At 49.1% G+C, this 22,419-nt stretch carries 16 protein-coding genes; 6 read left to right on the plus strand and 10 right to left on the minus strand.

Features of this window, described 5'->3' with window-relative positions; all coding sequences use genetic code 11:
- Positions 1 to 58: 58 nt before the first annotated feature.
- The 3 genes from KWJ01_RS19240 to KWJ01_RS19250 form a co-directional block, all read right to left on the minus strand.
- The gene (locus KWJ01_RS19240) at positions 59 to 2,488 is read right to left on the minus strand and encodes an ABC transporter permease (protein ID WP_224998683.1); all 2,430 of its coding nucleotides are present in this window, start codon (positions 2,486 to 2,488) and stop codon (positions 59 to 61) included.
- Between the two features lie 73 nt (positions 2,489 to 2,561).
- On the minus strand, positions 2,562 to 4,982 hold the full coding sequence (locus KWJ01_RS19245; protein WP_224998684.1) for an ABC transporter permease: 2,421 nt from the start codon (positions 4,980 to 4,982) through the stop codon (positions 2,562 to 2,564).
- Positions 4,983 to 5,129: 147 nt separating this feature from the next.
- Positions 5,130 to 5,807: an ABC transporter ATP-binding protein gene (locus KWJ01_RS19250; RefSeq protein WP_224998685.1), complete on the minus strand. Its 678-nt coding sequence runs from the start codon at positions 5,805 to 5,807 to the stop codon at positions 5,130 to 5,132.
- A 108-nt stretch (positions 5,808 to 5,915) separates the two neighbouring features.
- Between KWJ01_RS19250 and KWJ01_RS19255 the strand changes: the two genes are divergently transcribed.
- Positions 5,916 to 6,266: a four helix bundle protein gene (locus KWJ01_RS19255; RefSeq protein WP_224998686.1), complete on the plus strand. Its 351-nt coding sequence runs from the start codon at positions 5,916 to 5,918 to the stop codon at positions 6,264 to 6,266.
- 56 nt (positions 6,267 to 6,322) lie between these two features.
- On the opposite strand, the gene KWJ01_RS28400 is transcribed toward KWJ01_RS19255, so the two are convergent.
- Entirely contained in the window at positions 6,323 to 7,579 is a 1,257-nt protein-coding gene (locus tag KWJ01_RS28400; RefSeq protein ID WP_224998687.1) for an HlyD family efflux transporter periplasmic adaptor subunit, read from the minus strand.
- A gap of 287 nt (positions 7,580 to 7,866) precedes the next feature.
- Between KWJ01_RS28400 and KWJ01_RS19265 the strand changes: the two genes are divergently transcribed.
- From KWJ01_RS19265 to KWJ01_RS19275, 3 genes are all read left to right on the plus strand, one after another.
- Positions 7,867 to 9,222 (plus strand): sigma-54 dependent transcriptional regulator, encoded by a 1,356-nt coding sequence (locus KWJ01_RS19265; RefSeq protein ID WP_224998688.1) that lies wholly within the window; start codon positions 7,867 to 7,869, stop codon positions 9,220 to 9,222.
- Entirely contained in the window at positions 9,212 to 10,555 is a 1,344-nt protein-coding gene (locus KWJ01_RS19270; protein WP_224998690.1) for a PAS domain-containing sensor histidine kinase, read from the plus strand. Before KWJ01_RS19265 ends, KWJ01_RS19270 begins: the two co-directional genes overlap by 11 nt.
- A 199-nt stretch (positions 10,556 to 10,754) precedes the next feature.
- Positions 10,755 to 11,849 carry an acyloxyacyl hydrolase gene (locus KWJ01_RS19275; RefSeq protein ID WP_224998691.1) on the plus strand — a complete coding sequence of 365 codons (1,095 nt, stop codon included), beginning with the start codon at positions 10,755 to 10,757 and terminating at the stop codon, positions 11,847 to 11,849.
- A 124-nt stretch (positions 11,850 to 11,973) separates the two neighbouring features.
- On the opposite strand, the gene KWJ01_RS19280 is transcribed toward KWJ01_RS19275, so the two are convergent.
- The gene (locus tag KWJ01_RS19280) at positions 11,974 to 12,522 is read right to left on the minus strand and encodes a cyclopropane-fatty-acyl-phospholipid synthase family protein (RefSeq protein ID WP_224998692.1); all 549 of its coding nucleotides are present in this window, start codon (positions 12,520 to 12,522) and stop codon (positions 11,974 to 11,976) included.
- Between the two features lie 226 nt (positions 12,523 to 12,748).
- Positions 12,749 to 14,194 (minus strand): APC family permease, encoded by a 1,446-nt coding sequence (locus tag KWJ01_RS19285; RefSeq protein ID WP_224998693.1) that lies wholly within the window; start codon positions 14,192 to 14,194, stop codon positions 12,749 to 12,751.
- A gap of 280 nt (positions 14,195 to 14,474) precedes the next feature.
- Here KWJ01_RS19285 and KWJ01_RS19290 point away from each other — a divergent pair, with 280 nt between their 5' ends.
- Positions 14,475 to 15,065, plus strand: coding sequence for a hypothetical protein (locus KWJ01_RS19290; RefSeq protein WP_224998694.1), 591 nt, complete (start codon positions 14,475 to 14,477; stop codon positions 15,063 to 15,065).
- Between the two features lie 371 nt (positions 15,066 to 15,436).
- Positions 15,437 to 16,567, plus strand: coding sequence for a PQQ-dependent sugar dehydrogenase (locus KWJ01_RS19295; RefSeq protein WP_224998695.1), 1,131 nt, complete (start codon positions 15,437 to 15,439; stop codon positions 16,565 to 16,567).
- A gap of 397 nt (positions 16,568 to 16,964) precedes the next feature.
- Here KWJ01_RS19295 and KWJ01_RS19300 read toward each other — a convergent pair whose 3' ends face one another.
- The 4 genes from KWJ01_RS19300 to KWJ01_RS19315 all read right to left on the minus strand — a co-directional run bounded on the left by KWJ01_RS19300 (position 16,965) and on the right by KWJ01_RS19315 (position 22,115).
- On the minus strand, positions 16,965 to 17,738 hold the full coding sequence (locus KWJ01_RS19300; protein WP_224998696.1) for an arylamine N-acetyltransferase: 774 nt from the start codon (positions 17,736 to 17,738) through the stop codon (positions 16,965 to 16,967).
- Positions 17,739 to 18,049: 311 nt separating this feature from the next.
- A complete protein-coding gene (locus KWJ01_RS19305; RefSeq protein WP_224998697.1) occupies positions 18,050 to 18,865 on the minus strand; it encodes an AraC family transcriptional regulator in 816 nt (271 codons plus the stop codon).
- A 667-nt stretch (positions 18,866 to 19,532) separates the two neighbouring features.
- Positions 19,533 to 20,855 carry a hypothetical protein gene (locus KWJ01_RS19310; RefSeq protein WP_224998698.1) on the minus strand — a complete coding sequence of 441 codons (1,323 nt, stop codon included), beginning with the start codon at positions 20,853 to 20,855 and terminating at the stop codon, positions 19,533 to 19,535.
- Between the two features lie 66 nt (positions 20,856 to 20,921).
- A complete protein-coding gene (locus KWJ01_RS19315) occupies positions 20,922 to 22,115 on the minus strand; it encodes a hypothetical protein (RefSeq protein WP_224998700.1) in 1,194 nt (397 codons plus the stop codon).
- Positions 22,116 to 22,419 lie beyond the last annotated feature (304 nt).

Here is a 22,419-nt window from a genome sequence, read left to right on the forward strand (position 1 = left end):
GATGGTTTAAGAGTACTCAATCCCAGGGCCAGCATCAATACTGATGTAGTTCACTACCCTACTCTGTCCTTAAGTTCTTTACAGGATTAGCCATGGCTGCTTTGATGGCCTGCACACTTACGGTAGCCAGGGCTATGAACAGGGCCAGTACCCCGGCGCCTGCAAAGTACCACCAGCTTAGGTCGATACGGTAGGCAAAATCCTGCAGCCAGCTGTCCATGGCGTACCAGGCAATGGGCGTGGCAATGATGAATGCAATGAACACCAGCCTGAGAAAATCTTTGGAGAGCAGCTGCACCAGACCTTCTACAGAGGCACCCAGTATTTTGCGAATGCCAATTTCTTTAGCCCGTTTTTCTGCAATAAATGTGGAGAGCCCAAACAGCCCCAGGCAGGCCACGACAATGGCAAGCACGGTAAAGGTCAGGGTAATCTGGCTAATGCGCTGTTCGGTGCGGTACATCTGCTCAAAGTCATCGTCCAGAAAGCGGTAGCTGAAAGGCATGCCCTGGGCCATGTTTTCCCATTTTTCTTCGATGCCCGCGAGCAGGGCAGGAATTTTATCAGCATCAACTTTGAAGGAAGCCATGCGGCTGTGGTTGCGCAGCACCATGCAGAGCGGCCCGATTTGCTGATGCATCGACTCAAAGTGGAAATTCTTTACTACCCCAATGATCTCCAGCCCATTCACAGCACCTGAATTGTAGTCGCCAACCTGGTAAATCTTCCTGCCAACCGGATTTTCGTAGCCCAGCATCCTGGCAGTGGTTTCGTTGATGATCACTGCAGAAGAATCGCCTCCAAAGGTACTGGAGAAATTTCTGCCCGCTACCAGCTCCATGCCCAGGGTGTTCAGGTAGTCGTGGTCGATCTGCCACCTTTGCATATTAAAGCCGCTTTCGGAACTCAAAACTGCTTCTTTGGAGAAGCTCTGATTATTCCGGTAAGTATCGTTAATGGGCAGAAAGCCGCTTAAGGTACCTTTTTGTACCCCCGGCATTTGCAGCACTTCATTTTTAAATGCTGCTGCCCGGTTTTCGAGCACCCAGGTATTTTCCACAACAAGCACCTGTTCTTTGCTAAAGCCCAGGTTTTTGTTCTGGATGTAAGCCAGCTGCTGGTACACAACGATAGTACCAATAATGAGCATGATAGAGGTAGCAAACTGGAACACTACCAGCACATTTCTGAAGTCGCCGCCTTTTGCGCCCATGTTGAGCTTGCCCTTTAATACCTGTATGGGCTTGAAGGCCGATAAAAAGAAAGCCGGATAAGAGCCTGCCAGCAGCCCAACCAGGAAAGGAAGCAGGAGCAGAAAAAGCACGAACCGGGGTTGCAGGATAAGCGCTATGGAAATTGTTTTGGCAGCCAGCTCATTGAAGTGAGGCAGGGCAAGCACTACCAGTACCAGGGCAACAAGCATGGCCAGCAGGGCCATCAGGCTGGCCTCTGACAGAAACTGCACTACCAGCTGTCTGCGCTGCGAGCCCAGCACTTTACGAACGCCCACCTCCCTGGCCCTGCTGGCAGAACGGGCAGTAGCCAGGTTCATGAAGTTTACACAGGCAATCAGCAAAATAAACAAAGCTACAGCCCCGAATATATAGACGTACTGAATATTGCCACTGGGGCTAAGCTCCGAGCTCCGGTCGGAGTATAGATGAATATCTGTAATGGGAATGAGCGAGTAGGCAATTTTATTACCTGATGCTTCCAGTTCCTGAATGCTTTTCACGTTCAGCATCTGCCCAATGCGGGGCAATGCGTAATCGGTAATGTACTGATCCAGCCTGGGCTGAAAATCTTCTGCACTCACCCCTTCTTGCAGGAGCAGGTACGTGTGAAAGTTGTGGCTTAAAAAACTTCCCCATTCATAAGGAAAATTATCCATCGTAAAAATAAAGTCGAACTGAAAGTGCCCGTTGGCTGGCATGTCTTCAATCACTGCCGTGATGTTGAACACCTGGCCCCGGATGTTTTCAAGCGGCATGCCCAGCACCTGGGTAGTGCCAAAATATTTAAGCGCCATCGACTCGGTAAGCACCACTGAGTTTGGGGTACTCAATGCTTCATCAAGATCGCCTGCCACTGCGGGAAAGCTAAATACCCTAAAAAAGCCGGAATCGGCATGTACCACCCGATCTTCATTGAGATAGCTATCCCCTTTCTTCAGGTGTTGTGCGCCTGTGTTGTTATACAGCCGCACATATTCCTCTACCTGTGGAAAATCTTTTTTCAGCACCGCCCCCATCACATCAGGAGTTTCGGCCAGGTGCATTTCGCTATCGCCAAACTTTATATCGCTGTTAATGCGGTAAATGCGGTCGGCCTTGGTATGGTAGCGGTCAAAGCTTAACTCATCAATTATATACAGGCTGATGAGGATAAAGCAAGACAGACCAATGGCCAAACCAAAAATATTCAGGAGCGAGTACACCTTGCTTTTCAACAGGTTTCTCCAGGCTAGTTTAAGATAAGTGCGAAACATAGTGCAATTTTTAAAAATGTTGTGCAGGCTGTAACCAATGTACTTTCGGCTAGAGCTGGTTGCAGCATAGAAGCTATTCAGTTCGTAAATTTTTTACCGGGTTAGAAAGAGCCGCCTTAACAGCCTGGTAGCTGATGGTTAGAAAGGCAACAACGGCCGCCAGCATCCCTGCAAGCAGGAAGGCCCAAACGGGAATATCAATGCGGTAGGCAAAATCCTGCAGCCACTGGTCCATGGCCCACCAGGCCAGCGGAAAAGCAATAATGGCTGCGACCAGCACCAGCTTCAGGAAGTCTTTTGATAAAAGGGCTACAATAGTGCTTGTATCGGCGCCTAGTACCTTGCGGATGCCAATTTCCTTCACCCGCTGGCTAATGGTAAAGGCCGATAGGCCAAAGAGCCCCAGGCAGGCAATCGCAATGGCAATGCAGGAGAATATGGTAAATATAGTGCCCTGCCGCTGCTCTGCCTGGTACAACTGGGCATAGGTGTCGTCCAGGAACGAATACTCCAAAGGTGTTTCAGGGGAGAATCGCTTCCAGCTATTTTCCAGCTGTGCCAGGGCGGCCGGTACTTGCTGCCCCGCTATTTTAACCGAAACGGCACCATACTCAAAAGGCGGCAGCGGTTTAAAAAACACGAGGGGCAAAATACGCTGGTGCAGGGATTCGAAATGGAAATCGCGCATAACGCCCACCAGCCTGCCTTTTCTGTTGTGGTACTGAAATTCTTTGCCAATGGCATCCTCTGCCGAAGGGAGTCCCAACACGCGGGCAGCAGCCTCGTTAATAACAAAAGCAGCCGTATCCTGCCCGAACTCGCGGGAGAAGTTTCTGCCTGCCACCATCTCAATGCCATAGGCAGGAATGAAATGGTCATCTACGGTTACAAACTTAATTTCTGCGGAGGTAGGCGCTAACGTATCGCCCAGCCTGATGTACGAACCCGCAGCATCCAGCAGCCTTTGTGTGGGCACCAGCGAGGACCTGCCCACTTCCTTCAAGGCAGGGCTGGCGAGCAATTCTGAACGGAAAGCCTCAAAATTTTCATCAATGGCAGTGTTGATCGGGAAGGTTACCACATGCTCCCGCTCAAAGCCAAGGGCTGTTTGCTGCATGAACTGCAGTTGCCGGTACACCACCACCGTACCGATGATGAGCATGATAGACAAGGAAAACTGCACAACCACCAGCAGCTGCCTAAGGGAAATCCCACCCCCATTGATGCTGGCAACCCCTTTTAATACCCTTATGGGCTTAAAGGAAGATAGGAAAAGTGCCGGGTAAATACCCGAAAAGAAACCCACTACAAATGGCAGGAGAAGAAGAGGAATGAACACCTCCCATCGCAGCAGGCTATCGATCGTCAGGCTTTGTCCCGACACTTTGTTCAGCCAGGGAAGCCCCAGCCAGGTGAACCCAAACGCCAGCAGGGTGGCAATCCAGGAGATCAGCACAGCCTCGCATAGAAACTGGGCAACCAGCTCGCCTTTACCGGCACCTACTACTTTGCGAATGCCAATTTCTTTAGCCCGCAATACCGAACGGGCCGTGGATAGGTTCATATAGTTAATGCAGGCAATCAGCAGAATAAACAGGGCAATGGCCGAAAAAATATAGACCCGACCAATATCACCGTTTTCTTCCAGTTCCAGGTCTTTTTTGGAGTGGAGGTGTATGGAGGTAAGTGGTGTAAGATTGAGAAAAGTGTATTTAGATGGTTTATCACCTCCATCTTGTCTGTGCCTGTCCAGGAAGGCGGGAAACTGCGCCTCCAGATCTTTGTGGTTGTACTGCTCGGGCAGCAGCACATAGGTGAAAAAGGAATTGTTAGACCAGTCATTCCGCATCACTTCTTCACCGTAAATCTCCGGGTCTTTAAGTGTGTTGAAGGAAATCATGATCCCGGGGTGCAGGTGTGAATTTGAAGGAAAGTCCTTAAACACCCCCACAACCTTCAGATTATACTGGCTATCCATGCGAATCACCTTCCCGATCGGGTCTTCGCTTCCGAAGTACTTTGCTGCCACCTCTTCGGTAATGATCATAGAGAAGGGGTCCTGAAACGAAGCTTCAGGGTTCCCCTTCACCATTTCCACATCAAAAACCTTGAAAAAATGCTCATCGGCATAATAGGCCGCTTGCTCATTGAACAGTTTATCTTCATAGCGCAGGCTAACCCTGCCCGGAGAAACCAGGCGGGTTAAGGCCTGGATCACCTCAAAATCGTTTTCCAGCAGGGGTGCAATGGCTGGTGCCACAGATCCCAGCTCCAGGCTGGGCATGCCTGTTTCAGGATTCCGCCAGCTACGCTCCACCCGGTAAATGTTCTCTGCATTTGCATGGTAACGGTCGTAGCTTAGCTCATGCAAAATATAGCCCAGAATCAGCATGCAGCAGGTAATGCCCACGGTAAGCCCAAACAGGTTGATGAAGGAGATAGACTTGTACTTCATCAGGTTGCGGATGGCGATTTTGAGATAGTTACGGATCATGAGAGAGGGATTTAGCGATCAGAAAAACAGACCCTTGCAGTGTTACACAGCCCTGGTTAGAGGCGCTCTCATGTCAGCCTTAGCAAAAAACAGAAGCTATGCTATGGCCAACAGGAGCCTTTTCAGAAAGTAATGCTGCTTACAGCGCTACGCCATAATATTTTCCATCACGGTCTGCCCGTCCAGCATGCGGATGATGCGGTGGCTGTAGCGGGCATCGTGCTCGGAGTGCGTAACCATGATGATGGTAGTGCCCTGCTCGTTCAGGTCGGTGAGCAGCTCCATCACCTCGTTACCATTGCTGGAGTCGAGGTTACCGGTAGGTTCGTCGGCCAGGATCAGCTTTGGTTTGTTTACCACTGCGCGGGCCACTGCTACCCTTTGCTGCTGACCACCGGAGAGCTGCTGCGGATAGTGGTTGCGGCGGTGCATGATCTGCATTTTATCCAGTACCTCCTCTACCCTCTTTTTACGGTCTTCCTCCTTTACACCCAGGTAAATCAGGGGGAGCTCTACATTTTCAAACACCGTTAGCTCGTCTATCAGGTTAAAGCTCTGGAACACAAAGCCAATGTTGCGCTTGCGCAGCTCGGCACGCTTGCGTTCGTTAAAGCCGGCCACCTCTATGCCATCAAACAGAAAGCTGCCCGAGTCGGGGTCGTCTAGCAGCCCCAGGATGTTCAGCAGGGTTGATTTGCCGCAGCCGGAGGGACCCATCACGGCTACAAACTCACCCTCTTTTACTTCAAAAGTCAGCTTGTTGAGGGCTACAGTTTCCACATCCTCTGTGCGGTAAATCTTTTCGAGATTGCTAATTTTTATCATGGCTTTGGGGTTTCAGATATCAGGTTTCAGGTTTCAGGTTTGGCGTTACCAGCTGTTAACCTTTTGCTTATTTTAAATTTTTTATGAAAGAACTAACTTTTTATTATCATGAGAAACTTTCAGCAACTGGCCGTATGGCAAAAAAGCCATGAGCTTACGCTAAAGATTTATAAAATCAGCCAATCTTTTCCAAAGGAGGAGCTTTTTGGCCTTACTTCACAAATCAGACGAGCTGCAATGTCAATTCCAACTAATATTGCCGAGGGCAGTGGACGTGACAGTGATGCCGAGATGAAAAGGTTTCTAGTCATAAGTTCAGGTTCATGTTCAGAAGTTGAGTATCAGACCTTATTAGCAAAAGATCTGGGTTATATATCTGAGACTGTCTTCATAGCACTAAAAGAAGATATTCAATCCATCAGAAAAATGCTCTATGCCTTTATAAAACGGCTCAAATAACCCACTCTCGGTCCAAGCCCTCACCTGATACCCAATACCTGACACCCGACACCTTCTCATTCCCCCTTCAACACCAGCTCCTGCATATCGCGGTAGTTCTCATAGCTGGAGGTAACTACTTTATCGCCGGGGTTTAGTCCGCTTAATACTTCGTAATATTCCGGATTCTGGCGGCCCAGCTGCACTTCTGTACGGTAGGCGGTAGAGCCGTCTTCACTTACCTTAAATACCCAGTTGCCACCGGTTTGCTGATAAAAGCCGCCCTTTGCCAGCAGCACTGCCTGGGTTTCGTCGCTTAGGGCCAGGCGAATCTGCAGGGTTTGTCCGCGGCGAATGCCTTCAGGGGCTTCTTCATCAAAAGCCATGTCTAGCAAAAAGCGCCCGTTACTCACCTGGCTGTAGACTTTCTTTACTGTTAAGTGGTGCATTTTACCGGCAATGCTGGTTTCTGCTTTCTGGCCAATAAACACCCGGGAAATATAGTGCTCGTCTACCTCTACCTGCACTTTATAGCCGCTCATCACATCTATCTGCCCCAGGCGGGCGCCTTTGTTTTTTGATTCGCCAATTTCAGCATCAAGCGAAGTAAGCTGACCATCAATGGGAGCGCGTACAATCAGGTCGTCAACCTTTCTTTTCATCAGTGCCAGGGTATTTTGCATACGGGCATATGATTCTGCCATTTGCCGGAGCTGCTGCTCCATGGAGATGGAGTCCTGGTTCAGGGTTCTTTCGCTTAGTTTTTTGCGGTTCAGCTGAAAGTTGTAGTTGTTTTCCGATGCTTGGAACTCCTGTTTGCCCACTACTCCTTCATTGTAAAGATACTGGTTTAGCTCGTACACCCGCTTGGCTTCTGCAAAGGCATTGTCTACCTCGGCTTTCTGGTTCAGCTGCTGAATGGAGTTTTGAACGGCGCCGTTTTTGGTATTCTGCATCTGGGTGAGTACGTGGAATACGGCTGTTTCCTGATTGGCCAGGCTTAGCTCCAGGTCGCTGTTGGAAAGGCGCATAATAGGCTGCCCTTTTGTTACCACCGTACCATCTTCAATAAATTTCTCCTCTACCCGGCCCCCTTCCAGGGCATCCAGGTAAATAGTGGCAATGGGTTGCACGGTTCCATTAACCGGTATAAATTCCTGAAATGTGTTTTTATGCACCTGGCTGATGGTGATTCTTTCCACCTCTACATTCAGGCGGCTCTTTCCGGAAGCAAGGAATACACTGGCAGTTATAAGCATTACCAGGGCAGCAATACCTGCAATGGTAAGTATTCTCTTCTGGTTCCACTTTTTTTTGACGATAACACGGTCCACGGCTATACTTTTTATATTTTAAATTTCAGTATTTCTAATGCCAACCGCAATTCTAAAAAAGAGGCTGGCAGCTACAGACCAATTTGCACAAGCTGTGCCAAAACCAAAATATGCTGATTTTTAAGCAATTACAAAGGCCGTAAACTATATTGGCGTACGATATCGCACAACAGGTGTGCGGTTTTGATACACTTCTGTTTTTGAAGAAAACAGATATTGGCTTGTTTTCAGCCTGTTGCAGGTGTGGCACAGTTGTAGCTCTTTCAATAACTATAGATATTTAGGGTATGCAATTAAAAAATGCTTCTATTTTAGTAGTGGATGACGATACCGACGTGCTGACGGCCGTTCGCCTGCTGCTGAAGCCCCATGTAAAGGAGATCATTCCTGAAAAAAACCCGGAGCACATCCGCTCCCTGCTCCAGCAGCGCGCCTTTGATGTGATCCTGCTGGACATGAACTTTGCCAGCTCCATCAATACCGGCAACGAAGGACTCTACTGGCTCCGCAAGATTAAAGAGCTGAAATCAGAAGCTGCCGTGATCATGATCACGGCCTATGGCGATATTGACCTGGCCATTCGCTCCCTGAAAGAAGGTGCTTATGATTTTGTGGTAAAGCCCTGGCATAACGAAAAGCTGATGACCACCCTGCAGGAAGCGGTAAGCCCCAAAGGCAAAAGTGCCGGCAGTGCGGCGGCGGGCAATGGGCAGTCGGCTACTTCCGAATTGCTCGGAGAATCGGAAGCCATGCAGGATACCCTCTATAAAATGCGCAAGGTAGCCCCTACCGATGCCAACATTCTTATCCTGGGAGAGAATGGCACCGGTAAGGAACTGATTGCCAAAGCCATTCACCAGCACTCCCTGCGGGCCGACAAGCCCTTTGTAAAAGTAGATGTGGGTGCCCTCACAGAATCGCTGTTTGAAAGTGAGCTGTTCGGGCATAAAAAAGGTGCTTTTACCGATGCGCGTGAAGACCGCCCCGGTCGCTTCGAAGCTGCCAACGGAGGCACTATTTTCCTGGATGAAATAGGTAACATCTCATTGCAACAGCAGTCTAAGCTGCTCAGTGTGCTGCAAAACAGGCAGGTGATCAGGGTGGGTGCCAACGAGCCCATACCTGTAGATGTGCGCCTGCTCTGCGCCACCAACGTTTCACTGGCCGATCTGGCCAATGAGGCCCGCTTTCGCAAAGACCTTATTTACCGCATCAACACCGTAGAGCTGATGGTGCCCCCCCTGCGCCGGCGGGGTAAGGATGTACTGCTGCTGGCAAATCATTTCATAGAGGTATACGCCAGTAAGTACATGAAGGCGGCCCCTGAACTTAGCAAAGCCGCTGTAGATAAACTGGTAGGCTACCACTACCCGGGAAATGTACGGGAGCTGCAGTATGCCATTGAAAGAGCCGTGATCATGGCCGACGACCATGTACTGGATGCCAGGGACATTATCTTCTCTCCAATAGAATCGGCACCGGCAGAAGCAGCCCTGCTGCAGGAAACCAACCTGGAGGAGCTGGAGAAAGCAACCATTCTGCGTGTGATAGAAAAAAGCGGGGGTAATCTTTCCAAAGCAGCCAAAGAATTGGGTATTACCCGCACCGCCCTGTACCGTCGCTTAAGCAAGTATGATCTTTAAAAGCTTTGAAGCCCGGCTTAGCGCCAGGGTAATCATGCTCTTCTTTACCTTAAGCATTACCGCCTACCTGCTGGTAAGCGAGCGTGTTGTTTATGGTATTATCCTCCTGCCCATTGCTCTTTACCAGCTGTGGGAGCTTATTAACTTTCAGCACAAGGCCCAGGCAGAGCTCAGGCAGTTTGTAGAATCCATCCAGTACCGCGATTTTTCCCGGCACTTTGATGTTAAGCATGCGCCTGTTGAGCTGCAGGACCTGCGCAAGGGCTTTAACGAGATCAATACCACCTTCAAGACCATCAGCAAAGAAAAAGAAACCCAGTACCACTACCTGCAGAAGATACTGGAGCTGGTAGATACCGGCATCCTTTCTTACGATCTGGATAGCGGTGAGGTGGTATGGATGAATGAGTCGCTGAAAAAACTGCTGCATGTGCCCTACCTGCGCACCATAAACTCCCTGGAGAAAAGAGACCCCGACCTGAAAGCAGAAATACAGGAGCTGAAACCAGGCGACAGCAAAATAGCCACTGCACATTCTGATAAAAACGCTGTAAAAGTACTGCTTTCTGCAACTGCCTTCCAGACCGACGGCCAAAGGTATAAGCTTATCGCATTCCAGAACATACACGAGGCCCTGGACGAAACAGAATCAAAAGCCTGGCAAAAGCTGCTTAGCGTTATGACGCATGAGATCATGAATTCCATAGCCCCCATTTCCTCACTGGCCGATACCCTGAAGAACCGCCTGCAGGAATCTATGGTTAATGGCGCTACCGCAGAAGATGTGGAAGACCTGGAAGTAGGCATCAGCACCATTAAGCGCAGAAGCGAGGGCCTGCTGAAATTTGCAGAAACCTACCGCAGCCTCAACAAGATCACTACCCTGAACCTGAAAACAGTATCGCTGAAAGAACTCTTTGCTAACCTGCACCGGCTCATGCAGCCTACCCTGATGCAGAAAAATATTTGCCTGGAGATCAACCTCAAGGATCAGGATATAAGTGTGCAGGCCGACCCCAACCTGCTGGACCAGGTGCTGATCAACCTGCTGGTGAACGCCATAGAAGCCACTAAAAACCGTTCCGATGCCCGGGTGGTACTAGCGGCCTACCAGGTAAACGATAAGCAGGTAGAAATTAAAGTAGCCGACAATGGCACGGGTATGTCGAAAGAAGTGCTGGAGAAGATTTTCATCCCGTTTTTCAGCACCAAAAAGCAGGGCAGCGGCATAGGCCTTAGCCTTTGCAAACAAATTATCATGCTCCACCGCGGCACCATACAGGTACAGTCTGAAGAAGGTGTAGGAACCGCATTTATGTTGAGATTTATATAAAACCCCTGCTGACAGCAATAACATAGCCCTGCCACAGTATAAAACTGACCATCAAGTATATAGCTAAATACTGCCAGAATTAGGGCTAGTGTAACAAACTATTGTTAAATTGCGACCCTATTTGCTTAAATTTTTATAGTCTAATCGGCTATTCAAGTAACAGGAGATGCATTTTTACAAGAGAAAGGCAGTACCCTTTTTGTTTTTATTCTGTCTGGGATGCCTGTTTAGTAGTCCAGCAGCACTTGCACAGGCTGGAAACCAGCCCGGGAAGGAACCATGGTCTGTAGGCCTGAATGGGTACTATGGTGCCCTGTTCCGCTACAGGGCCGGGCTTCAGACTGTTAACTTTACCCACCCTGTTGGAATAGAGCTGTACGCCAACAGGCATACGCTGGGCAAGCGGCTGTGGGAACAAAAGTTTGGCTTACCCCGGATTGGATTTGCCCTCTCCTACTACAATTACGGCGTTCCCGACGAGCTTGGAGAAGCACTTTCCCTTACTGCTTACCTCGATAAATCAATCCTGGCCTGGGGCAGGAGCAGCCTTAACTTTAATTTTGGTACGGGCCTGGTCTATTCCACCCGCCACTACACCCCGCTTGTAAATGAGGGGAATATGGCCATAGGCAGCAGGCTTACTTTTGCACTGCGTGGCACATTGCGCTACGAGTTTCCCCTTGCTGAGCGCAGCTATATGAATGTTAACCTGGCCTTCAGGCACTTCTCCAATGGTGGCCTTAACCAGCCCAACAACGGCATGAATTTTCCCTTGGTGGGCCTGGGCGTGCGGCATCAGCTCCGGGAGGCTAAGCCGGTTAAATTTATAGATTCCACAACAACAGCCATTGACAGAAGCATCCAGCTAAACCTGCGGCTGGGCCTGGGATTAAAAGAGGTGTTGCGCATAGACAGCAAGCACCGTGTTTATAACCTGTCGCTCTATGCAAGCAAAAGGCTTAGCTACACCAACTCTTTTCTGGTAGGAGTAGATGCTAGGTTTGATACTGCCCTGCGCGAGGAGTACATCAACCAGGCATTAGCCGTTCCTGAAGGTAGAATAGACCCCAGAATGGCAGGGGTTACCATTGGCCATGAGCTGCACCTAAGCAATCTTTCCTTTATATTTCAGTTGGGCCGCTATGTGCACCAGCCCCACAGGCTGTTTCCCAATTACTACCAGCGCTACGGCCTGCGCTATGCCATTACCAGAAATATTTCTGCCAATGCGGTGCTGCTGGCCCATACCAGAACAGCAAATGTTATTGAGTGGGGGCTGGGATTTCATCTTTAAGCATAGCTTCTTTCTGTTGCTTTCGGCATTCCTTTAGAAAATGAGCCGCCAGCCCTGTAAGGGGCAACATAAAACAGCCTGACCTAAAAGGGGTCAGGCTGCAGGCATGCCTGTTATGCACTTATTACTTTTTCTGGGGAACCGTCCAGTAGTAAATGGTTGAGTTATCTACCTTAATTGTTTTTTCCGGCTCCCAGTCGCCCATATCAAAAGCATGGGAAACAATGCGGGTACCAGGCTTAAGCTGCTCGAGCAATTGTGGGCGCAGCTTCATGTTTACACTGGGGAGCAGGTAGAGCGTTACCACAGTAGCATCGCTCAGATCCATTTCAAATAAGTTGCCTTCCACAAACTTCACCTTATCGGTAACATTTGCTTTTCGTGCATTTTCATTTGCTTCTTCAATGCGTACCGGGTCGATATCTACACCCGTGCCGGTGGCCCCATGTTTTTTCGCTGCGGTAATCACGATGCGGCCATCACCACAACCTAAATCGTATACCACATCATTTCCCTGCACATTAGCCAGATCAAGCATGGCTTCCACCACTTTCTGGCTGGTGGGTACATAAGGCACATCTTTCTGAACAGGTCGGGTTACCTGCGCCGAAACAAACACAGTAGCGCACAGGATCATCAAAAGCGTACAGAATAGATTTTTAGTTGTTCTCATCTTCTTATCATTAACGTATATAATAATATGCACCTGATACAAACTATGGCCCTTTTGCTCCACTATCCAACCGGCACCTGTTCACACAATTTGCTTAACATGAAAGCCTGTTTCTTGTTTTAATATTTGCTGCTGATTAACAAATGATATTCTTCGCTCATCAGCTTGTTTATGCCTGCACTGATGCCAGGCACCTGCAAAAGCCTGCCGCGCATGCTGGTGCAGCTTAGCCTTTCTCTGCCATGTTTGGCTTAAGCTTTTTGTTGATGAGCGGCAAAGCCAGTAACAGCAGCACACCCACGCCTAATACGGCTACACCCACCAGGGCACCCAGACCGGTGTACATCAGGCTGGAGTAGAGTAAATAGGCACTTGTGAGACAAAAGACCAGGGGCGTTACAGGATAAAGGGGAACACGAAAAGGCCGCTCCCGTTCAGGTTCCTTTTTTCGCAAAACGAAAAGTGAAACCCCTACAAGCAAGAGAAAAAACCAGAAGACCGGTGCCGTATACTCAACAATGGTTTCAAAGCCGTTGCGGGTTAACAGGCCCAGGCCAATAAGGGCCAGCGCTATGGCACCCTGCACAATAAAGGCATTTACCGGCGAGGAGGTTTGCTCGTTCCATTTACCCAGGGCACTGAATATCCTGAAGTCGCGCCCCAGGGCATAATTGGTTCTGGCGCCGGTAAAAATGGTTGCATTGGCAGAGGTAAGCGCGGCCACAGAAACGATAAGGCCAATCAGCACCACCCCCGCATCACCAAAAGTTACCTGCATCAGGTCACTGCCCACCGCATCTGACTGAGCCATGCCGCTAAGGCCCAGGGCATTTAAAAAAGCAAGGTTTATCAAAAGGTATATGGCTGTAATAATACCAATGCTGATGAGCAGTGCTTTGGCCATACTCTTTCGGCCTCCGCGCAATTCTGCAGAAATGTAGGCGGCTTCGTTCCAGCCACCAAAGGTAAGCAGTACAAACACCATGGCCAGCCCCAGCGAACTACCCGTAGCGGGAGCGGGATCAGCGGCAGCTTCGGCAGGAGCGGCTGTTTCCGCAGGGGCAAAGAAAAATCCGGCAACCAGAATAGTCAGCACCCCCAGGATCTCTAGCACTACCAGCAGGCGCTGCGTACCTGCTCCAAAGTTTACCCCAATAATATTAATGCCTGTTAATCCTATCACCACCACTGCGGCATACAGTACCGACGATAGGGAACCTATGCTGTAAATCTGCGAAAGATAATCTCCGATGATAAAAGAAAGCACCGCAATTGAACCCGTCTGGATCACACTCATGCGAGCCCAGGCAAACAGGAATGCCAGCTTTCTGCCGAAAGCACGTGTCAGAAAATGGTAATCGCCGCCAGCATGAGGAAAGGTTGTGGTAAGCTCGGCATAGCACAGGGCGCCAATCAGCGACACAACACCACCCAAAACCCATGTGAACAGAAACATGCTGCTGCTCCCGGCATTGGCTGCCACCACCGAAGGGGTACGAAAAATACCGGCACCTACAACAATACCCACAATAACCGCAATGGCATCGAACATGCCCAGCGCTGGTTTTGGTGCTGCCGCTGCAGTGGTAGTGCTACTGCTGCTTTCGGTGTTGGTGCTGGCGGGAGCGCTAATAGTCCCAGCATCCTTATAGCTGTTTTTCAGGTCCTTCATAAGCCAACATAAATGCCATTCTGGCCAGTTAGCATAAGTAAGGAAAAACAGCTACAGATTGTTTAGTGGTTTGTTACCAGGCCTGGTTTTACATTCAAATCATAAAAATACCTTCCACATAAAAAAGAGCAGTATTCCTACAAAATCATATTTTATATCCACAAGCTTACATCAATCTTTGCACAGGATTTTTGCTGCAGCTGTGTATTAAGCTACAGGCTTTCCGGTAAGTAGCGCTGTCTCTAAACTTTATAACAAACTATTTTCAATTTTCAGAACCATGAAACCCACCCGCATTTTTTTGATGCTATTGGCTCTTTGCGCCTTTACTTTTCAATCCTGCGAAGATGATACAGCTGATGCAGGCAAACCTGACCCCAGCTTTGGCAACCACCCCAGAACGGCTGTTCCTGCTGAACTGGTAGGTTTCTGGCAGGCTGGCTCCTTTTCCATGTCGAGCTTCAATGACTACGACGGCAGCTATGCCGGGCAGGCCTATGAAATTGGGCTGGGCTACCAGTTGTATGCCAACGGCAATGCTGAAGAATACTTTTACTACACCAACACTTCTTACTACTGCAGAGATCAGATTCTGGGCTACCGCAAGGGCACTGTAACTTTCGATACCCAAAACAAAAGCTTTAAATTTTATTCGGCCAATGGCAATTACAGGCGCTATTACAGCTGTGGCAGCTCACAACCTGCCGATTGGGGCGTACAGCAGGAATACGGTGAAGATGATCTTTACCCAAAACACAAGCCCGAATACAGCGGCTACAGCCTGGTGCAGGAAGGCGGCAAAACCATACTTCGCATTCCTTATGAAGACGGCACCAGCCTTGATTTCGAAAAAACCCAATCGCCCCAGTAAGCACGTTGCCGGCAGGCAAAACTGCAACGGATTAGCCTGCCGCTCCAATACTACACGATATGTAAAACCAGAAAGTGCATGATTTAATAATATTTGGCAGGAGATAGTCACAGGACTGTCTCCTGCTTTTTTTTTGCAGTTCCGGCAGCGGAATTCAAGGTGCAGCACCAGGTGCTGCACCTTGTTAACAGGCACTTTGTAGTCCTGCCCCCTGCTATGGGCAGCGATGAAACAAATCAATTCCTGGCAGTTACCAATCATCCACAGATCAGCCAGGCCAGCCTGTTCCGAACATCAGCCCCTAAGTCTGGTTATCAGGTTAAAGTACTACTTGCAAAGCAGTACTATCTGGAAACAGTTAATCATGAACTATGGAAACATCTGCAAAAAGAATTGTATCACAAGCACTACTCTTACTCTTACTGATGGCTGTACCTGCCATAGCCCAGAAACCAACGGTAGAAACACAGGCCGGCTCTATTGAAATTGAGGAAATTGCCGGCAACCTGAAGCACCCCTGGGGCATCGCCTTTCTGCCGGATAACAGGGCGCTGGTAACAGAACGCGCTGGAAACCTTAGAATACTCGATACCAACCATAAACTGTCCAAGCCCCTGAAAGGAGTTCCGAAGGTGTTTGCCAAAGGCCAGGGCGGACTGCTGGACGTAGCGCTCGATCCGGATTTTGAGCAAAACCGCTATGTGTACCTCTCCTATGCCGAACCGGGCGAGAACAACACTGCTTCATCGGCGCTTGGCCGTGGCAGGCTGGAGGGTAACGAGCTAAAAGATTTTACGGTGATCTTCCGGCAGGAGCCCAAGGTGGAAGGTCCTAACCATTTTGGTGGCCGCATTCTTTTTACTCCCGGGGGCCAGATTATGTTCACCATGGCAGAAAGGTTTAAGTTCGACCCGGCCCAGGATCTTTCCAATCACCTGGGCACCATTGTGCGAATCAACCGCGATGGTTCTGTACCAGATGACAATCCTTTTGTAAACCAGCAGAATGCAGAAGACGAGATCTGGTCTTACGGCCACCGCAATATTGAAAGTGCAGCGTATGATCCCGCCACTAATATGCTGTGGGTTGCAGAAATGGGTCCTATGGGAGGCGATGAGCTCAACCAGCCGCAGGCAGGAAAGAATTACGGATGGCCCGTGGTTAGCTGGGGGGATAACTACGATGGATCGAAAATCCCTAACCCGCCTACCCGCCCTGAGTTTGCCCAGTCTGTAATCCAGTGGACTCCTACAATATCACCCTCCGGAATGATTTTCTACACCGGCTCCATGTATCCCGAATGGCAGGGCAGCATGCTAATTGGCGGACTTACCAGCAGTGGTATTGTTCGGGTAGAGGTTAATGGAGAGCAGGCCGAAGAGGTAGAGCGCATTCCACTGGCCGTGCGGACACGCGATGTAGTACAGGCCCCTGATGGCTCTGTATGGGTGCTTACCGACCAGGATAACGGCAAAATTCTGCGGCTGAAACCCCTGAAATAGCTGATACATACCTAACCGAATAACATGAATCATCCCGAATTTTTAAGGAGCTTGCATTCCTAATAGAAGTGGCCTCTGGAGATTTTCAGAGGCCACTTCTATTAGCAGTACAGTCTTTGCGAACGCAGCGAAGCGGAGTGCGGAGGCCGCCCCGTGGCAATCTGGCATCTATGCGCGTAGATGCCAGATTGCCGCAGCGGCGGACCGTTTCGTCGTGCCTCCCGGGCCTCGGTGGCTCGCAAAAACTAGTACCTTAAAGCAAAAGCAGCCTTGGAATAGCATCCAAGGCTGCTTTTGCTTGTTTTTTCCCAAATCAAAATTCGGGATGATTCATGTTTATTGTTCCTGCAGGCAGCTGCCTGCACAGGAAACACCTTTAGCCACTCCTGCTGCTTAGCTAAACGGAGAGAGGCTGCAGGCGCATATCGAAATACTGTGCCAGTAAAGCATCAAATTCAGCACAGCTTTTCACTACGGATTCCTCCCTTCCGCTACTACCGCTGACGATGAGGCTTTTGCTGGTTAAGGTAATGCGGCCATCAGGCGTTGGGCGGGTGCACAGCAGCTGCTTGTTAAAGGGCGCAAGCGGAGACTCCTGGTGAAACCGGCACATTTCTGCAAACTCATGCAGCGCATGGGGCCTAAGGCTGAATTTGAACATTTGCCGGTACTGTATACCATCTTCGGACTTTTCCAGCAGCACCTCCCCTTTCTCCAGGCGACTTAGCCTATAATAAACGCCATACTGGTATTGGGGCACATCCCAGCTTAGCTTCAGGGGTTCAATAAAAGCATCACCAAAGCCTACATCTACCAGGTACTGCTCCCCCTTAACAGCGGCAATAATGGCTATATGTCCAAAATCTGCTCCATAGCTGCCTATCGCTGGCACAAATACATTGCAGGAGATAAAATAGCTCTCAAAGCCAAAGCTGTCGAGTAGCGCCTTAAACAGTCCGTTCAGTTCGTAGCAGATACCGCCACGCCTGTTTTCCACTATCTTTTTGTAAAAGCACTCCTGGTCGGGGATAATTGGCTGCTTAGCGATCACATCCAGGTTTTCAAAAGGCACCCGCAGCACATGTGCCCGGTGCAGGGCTATTAAGGTTTCTGCAGATACAGCTGTTGGCTGAAGAAAACTGATGCGTTGAAGATAATTGTGCAGGTTCATGGGTATTGACGTTTAATGTTTAAAGTGTCGGGTCGGTGTGAATGATGTGGTGAAGCACCTGTTACCGGGATGATATTCCTGCAGCAGACAGGCCATTCCAGAGTAGTACTGTATTGGGGGCAGCATTGTACAGCAAGGGCAGTCCTCACCTGCTCTCCCTGGATTAGGGAAATTTTCGGGTAAAGCTTTATTTAGTGCTGCACTGTGGCAGTGACTTTAGCGTGGATGGTACTGCCTGAAGAAAAGAGGAGGCACAAGGCTACTTGGTTAACCCTTGCAGGATGAACAACAGCATGCCCATTATACAATATTTACTGAATTGGTACCAGCCAGTCGATCAGCTGGTTATCGGGGTTTTTATAATTGGGCAGTGCGTAGTACTTAAAATAAGACACTCCCTCGCGATGCTGGTACAATGAATGCTCAAACAGGTGCCTGCCAACCTGCAAAGAAGTATTCCTGTATTCTGTAACCGGGCAGCAAAAGGTATAGCAGGCAAAGTTACCGCCGGGCAGCTGGCTCTGAAAAAACCTGTTCTTCTCCAGCTGCACTCCTGCTTTGGGTACAATTGCTGCATCGTACCTGTTCATACCCGGGTTAACATTCTGGCAGCTGTGCATCACACTGTAGTACTCAAAATCATCCTTACTGAGCCCAGCGGCCAGCAGGTAGTCTTCCACATCTTTCCAGACTTTGTAAATTTCGCTGGTAAAGTAATTGCCCAGGCTCGGAAACAGCAGGGCCGGCTGTTCACTTATTCTTACTTTTTTAGCAGTTAATGACAGGTAGCCTTCCGTTGCATTAACACTACTTTTGTACATATTATCGGCCCTGTAGGTACGCGGAGAGCTGTGCATGATCTCCCTGAAAGCACGGGAAAAAGCGCTGTCGTTGTTGTAGCCCACCAGGAGCTTTATCTGCGAAACAGGCACTTCTGTAAGCGCCAGCAGGTAAGCGGCTGTTTCCATCCGCTGCCTTTTAATAAAGTTGCCCACAGGCTCATTAAGCTCCTGCTTTATTTTGCGGTGCAGGTGAAAGGGCGAGTAACCGCTTAGCCGGGCAAGCTTTTCCAGCGAGATCTCCTCATCGAGGTGGTGTGTTATATGGTGCAGCACTTCCCTGATCATAAACAGATGCTTTAATGTAACAATACAAAGGTAAAGCAGGGTGTATAAATATAGTGTGCAGATCTTGCGCCGCAAACACTCCTACACCAACATTTTTAAGACTTGCTGTAAATATGAATTATTCTGAATTCCGGAACATAGAAAAATTTTAATAAAAGATCCTGGAAAGAGCACTTTGCCATGGCCATCTATCCTTTGTCGTGTAGGTAATTGCAAGCGAAGCAAATCAGCATGCTGCCAGGTTCACAAAAAAGACCCATTGCAGTTATGAATTATCCCGAATTTTGGTTTGGGTTGAAAAATCAAAAAAAGCCTTGGATGCTATTCTAAGGCTGTTTTTGCTTCAAGGTTATTAGTTTTTGCGAGCCATCGAGACCCGGGAGGCACGACGAAACAGTCAGCCGCTGCGGCAATCTGGCATCTACGCGCATAGATTCCAGATTGCCGCGGGGCGGCCCCCACACTCCGCTTCGCTACGTTCGCAAATACTACACTGCTAATAAGAATGGCCTCTGGATATCTCCAGAGGCCATTCTTATTAGAAATTCTAGCTTCTTAAAAATTTAGGATGACTTATGGTTTATGCATAACCTCATAAAATCGGACATGCAGTAAGTAAGTTTATGCTGTTAGAGCAGACGGTCACTACTTTGCCTCCTCCTGTTGCCTATGGCCTTGAAAATTCATATTCTTCACCATCAGGCCAGATCAGTACCAGTTTATCTGCCCCGTTAGCATATTCATCCATTCGCCAGCTAAAAGGCAGCGGTGTGCTTGGCACTTCCTTATCTGAATTCAAATGGGTGTAACAGTTACTGTGATGCTTTTGGCGGGTGTAAGAAGGTTCAAGGGTTAGCTGTACTCCCTCAACAACCACCGCACCCCTGTAGAAAGTAGCGATCTGGGTTGTACAGTTATAGTTGGTTACCTGTATAACGGTGCTTAATGCAAAGCTGCCATCTGCATGAAGCTGCAGGTAGAGGCCTTTACCACTGGGCGCTCCCCAGCTACCAGTTGCAGGATTATAAAAATCTACGGGGCTGGCGGTTCCCATAATCCAGTCACCAAGCAGTGCAGCAGGCACATTGCCACTGCTTCCTCCACTGTTTCCCTGGTTGGAGATCAGGGCCATGGCGATATCGATGCTGCCGGAGGGCGGCAGCACAGAGGCTGTTGCTCCCCCGCTGGTGTGGATACCGTAAAGATCTCCATTGTCGATCTCTCCGCTCTCGTTCAGGTCCTGCCAGGCAATTACAAAGAAAGGTTTAGATGCAAGACCCGAAAAAGTATAGGTACCATTGCCTGCTACTTCTGTTACCTGGGAGCTTGCCTCCACACATTCAGACCCGTTCCACTGGCAGGCAATTACCAGCGTACCACCTAAGCTGGCACCTGCCGGAACGGATACAGAACCAGATATGGTACCAGCACCCACTGCGCCTCCTGATCCTGCAAAGGGCTTTAGCTGCAGTGCTACATGCTCCAGCGGGGGCGCCACCAGCTTAGGCTGGCTTCCATTGTCTGACAAAAAATCAAAAGCATCGCCGGCATCTACCTCCAAGTTTGCATTATTGTCTTTCCAGGCAATAATGCCATACTTACCTGCCGCTAGTTCCTTTATTTCAAATGCGGCACTTTGCTGGCTTTGCTCCAGCTGTACAAACTTTGTCCTGTTATCATCACAGTCATTGTTAAAACAGGCCAGTACATAGGTGTCTGCCACTGTCTGGCCACTCGCTGCAGTAACAGTTCCGCTGATTACATCTGCATCTGGCGCTGGCAGGGCAGGCTTAATTGCGGTATCGTCTTCGCAGCTCATCAGTACAACACATAGCAGGCATAGCCACAAAAGCGCACAAGACAAGCGGAAAGGCTGCGTTCTATTTTCAAGGCTGCTTTTAAATATGGAATTGTTCTTCACAGCCAGCTGTCTGGCATGAGCACTGGCAGGCTGTGATACAACAGGCTTACTGATTTGCTTGGGAGTCATAAAAATTAGTATGGATTCGTTGAAAAACGTACAGAAATGAGGCGCTCTGCAAGAGGCGTTCTGCTATTAGTTACTTTTGTAAAAAGTGCCTGCGGTATTGGCTACAAACTCATTCGCATCGGCAAAATCGTTGTTGATGGAGGCCTCGCGGCTCAGGTAAATGCCATAACCAGCGCTCTGCCCGATCTTTGAGTTACGAACAGCCACTTTATTATCGAACAGCACATATAAATTAGCCCTCTGACCATCGATAAGGGTACTGCCGCCATAAGTGATCTCCACATGCTCCAGCAGGTTAGAGTCATGAGCGGAGTAAATGGCTATTCCTTTCCAGGCACCCTTTTGCTTATCGATCGCGGTAAAAGTAATATTACTGTTGGCAGTACCTACAGCATTGATGTAGGAGCCAGCCGCTGCATCTACCCTTACATGAGTGTTGTTTGCAAACTCAAGCGAGGCTCCGGGCGCTATTTTCCAGCCGCCTTTTACAAGCAGGCCATCTGCTGCGGTGATCCTGTATTTAAAGCCAGCCCAGTTTAAAACACCGGTGCCTTTTATGGTAGAAGAATAGACCTCTACATCTGCACTGCCATTCTCCTCAAAACTGGTGTTTTCGTTAATCCTGTAAACCTGCTCTGCAGCGGAAACTATGCCGGCAAGGCCGTTATCTTCAAATGCATTATTTGTGAACTGCTCCAGCCTTGCCCCTTCTTCTACATACAGCCCGTAGCCAGCATTTTGATGGAACCAGCAGGCAATCAGGTTTAAGCTGGTCGGGTTTGTAACATTACCGCCAAATAAGGCAACAGCTGCTTTTTTACCTGATAAAACCTCCCGGCTGCCGGTGTGCATTAGCTGAACATGATCCAGCTTGTTCTGGCCCGTTTGTGAGTTGATAAGAATACCACGCCAGAAACCAGGCGTTTGTGTTTTCCCCCTGAAGCTAATCATTCCCTCCCGGCCTGTTCCATTGGCAATAAGGCTACCATTTGAGGTAACGGTAATCATTTTATCCTGGCCAACGGCAATGATCACACCAGGTGCAATGGTTAGTTTTGCGTCAATGATGATGTCATCGTTCACATAGTAATCAGGTATTTCTTCACCACTGAACAGATCCTCGAGCGCTGTATCAGCCCTTATACTGTTCAGTACCTGGGGTTCAGGGCTTGGATCAGCTACATCATCTTCCTCACAGGAGGTAAAAAGTAAAAGAAGCGCTGCCAGCAAAGGCAGGTAGAGGTAAAAGAGACTTTTCATTGTACAAAAAATATTAGAGAATTGATGGTTACAATTACTGCACTACAGCTGCCTGCTTTGTGGTATCACTGTTGCCAGACAGCAATACGCGCAGCTTTTTTATAAGTACCATGCAAAGAAAAAGCTTTGGCGCGGGCTGTGTACGTGCGCCACCACCGAATGCTCTGTTTTAATGAACCAGTTGTAGAATTTGGTGACTGAGCCGTATCCTGTTTTCCTGCTTTTTAAGTTCCGTACCTCCCTCCCTGGCCGGGCATCAGGCCTGGAGTACCTGCAAAGATTCTCAACAGAGAGAGACATGCAA

It is taken from the genome of Cesiribacter sp. SM1 (assembly GCF_020178975.1).
Taxonomy (GTDB): Bacteria; Bacteroidota; Bacteroidia; order Cytophagales; family Cyclobacteriaceae; genus Cesiribacter.

Excerpts from the sequence above, each read along its gene's own strand:
- KWJ01_RS19315 (WP_224998700.1), bottom strand. The coding sequence starts at position 22,115 with ATGAAAAGTCTCTTTTACCTCTACCTGCCTTTGCTGGCAGCGCTTCTT.
- KWJ01_RS19265 (WP_224998688.1), top strand. The coding sequence starts at position 7,867 with ATGCAATTAAAAAATGCTTCTATTTTAGTAGTGGATGACGATACCGAC.
- KWJ01_RS19310 (WP_224998698.1), bottom strand. The coding sequence starts at position 20,855 with ATGACTCCCAAGCAAATCAGTAAGCCTGTTGTATCACAGCCTGCCAGT.
- KWJ01_RS19300 (WP_224998696.1), bottom strand. The coding sequence starts at position 17,738 with ATGAACCTGCACAATTATCTTCAACGCATCAGTTTTCTTCAGCCAACA.
- KWJ01_RS19240 (WP_224998683.1), bottom strand. The coding sequence starts at position 2,488 with ATGTTTCGCACTTATCTTAAACTAGCCTGGAGAAACCTGTTGAAAAGC.
- KWJ01_RS19245 (WP_224998684.1), bottom strand. The coding sequence starts at position 4,982 with ATGATCCGTAACTATCTCAAAATCGCCATCCGCAACCTGATGAAGTAC.
- KWJ01_RS19255 (WP_224998686.1), top strand. The coding sequence starts at position 5,916 with ATGAGAAACTTTCAGCAACTGGCCGTATGGCAAAAAAGCCATGAGCTT.
- KWJ01_RS19250 (WP_224998685.1), bottom strand. The coding sequence starts at position 5,807 with ATGATAAAAATTAGCAATCTCGAAAAGATTTACCGCACAGAGGATGTG.
- KWJ01_RS19295 (WP_224998695.1), top strand. The coding sequence starts at position 15,437 with ATGGAAACATCTGCAAAAAGAATTGTATCACAAGCACTACTCTTACTC.
- KWJ01_RS19290 (WP_224998694.1), top strand. The coding sequence starts at position 14,475 with ATGAAACCCACCCGCATTTTTTTGATGCTATTGGCTCTTTGCGCCTTT.
- KWJ01_RS19280 (WP_224998692.1), bottom strand. The coding sequence starts at position 12,522 with ATGAGAACAACTAAAAATCTATTCTGTACGCTTTTGATGATCCTGTGC.
- KWJ01_RS19270 (WP_224998690.1), top strand. The coding sequence starts at position 9,212 with ATGATCTTTAAAAGCTTTGAAGCCCGGCTTAGCGCCAGGGTAATCATG.
- KWJ01_RS19305 (WP_224998697.1), bottom strand. The coding sequence starts at position 18,865 with ATGATCAGGGAAGTGCTGCACCATATAACACACCACCTCGATGAGGAG.
- KWJ01_RS19285 (WP_224998693.1), bottom strand. The coding sequence starts at position 14,194 with ATGAAGGACCTGAAAAACAGCTATAAGGATGCTGGGACTATTAGCGCT.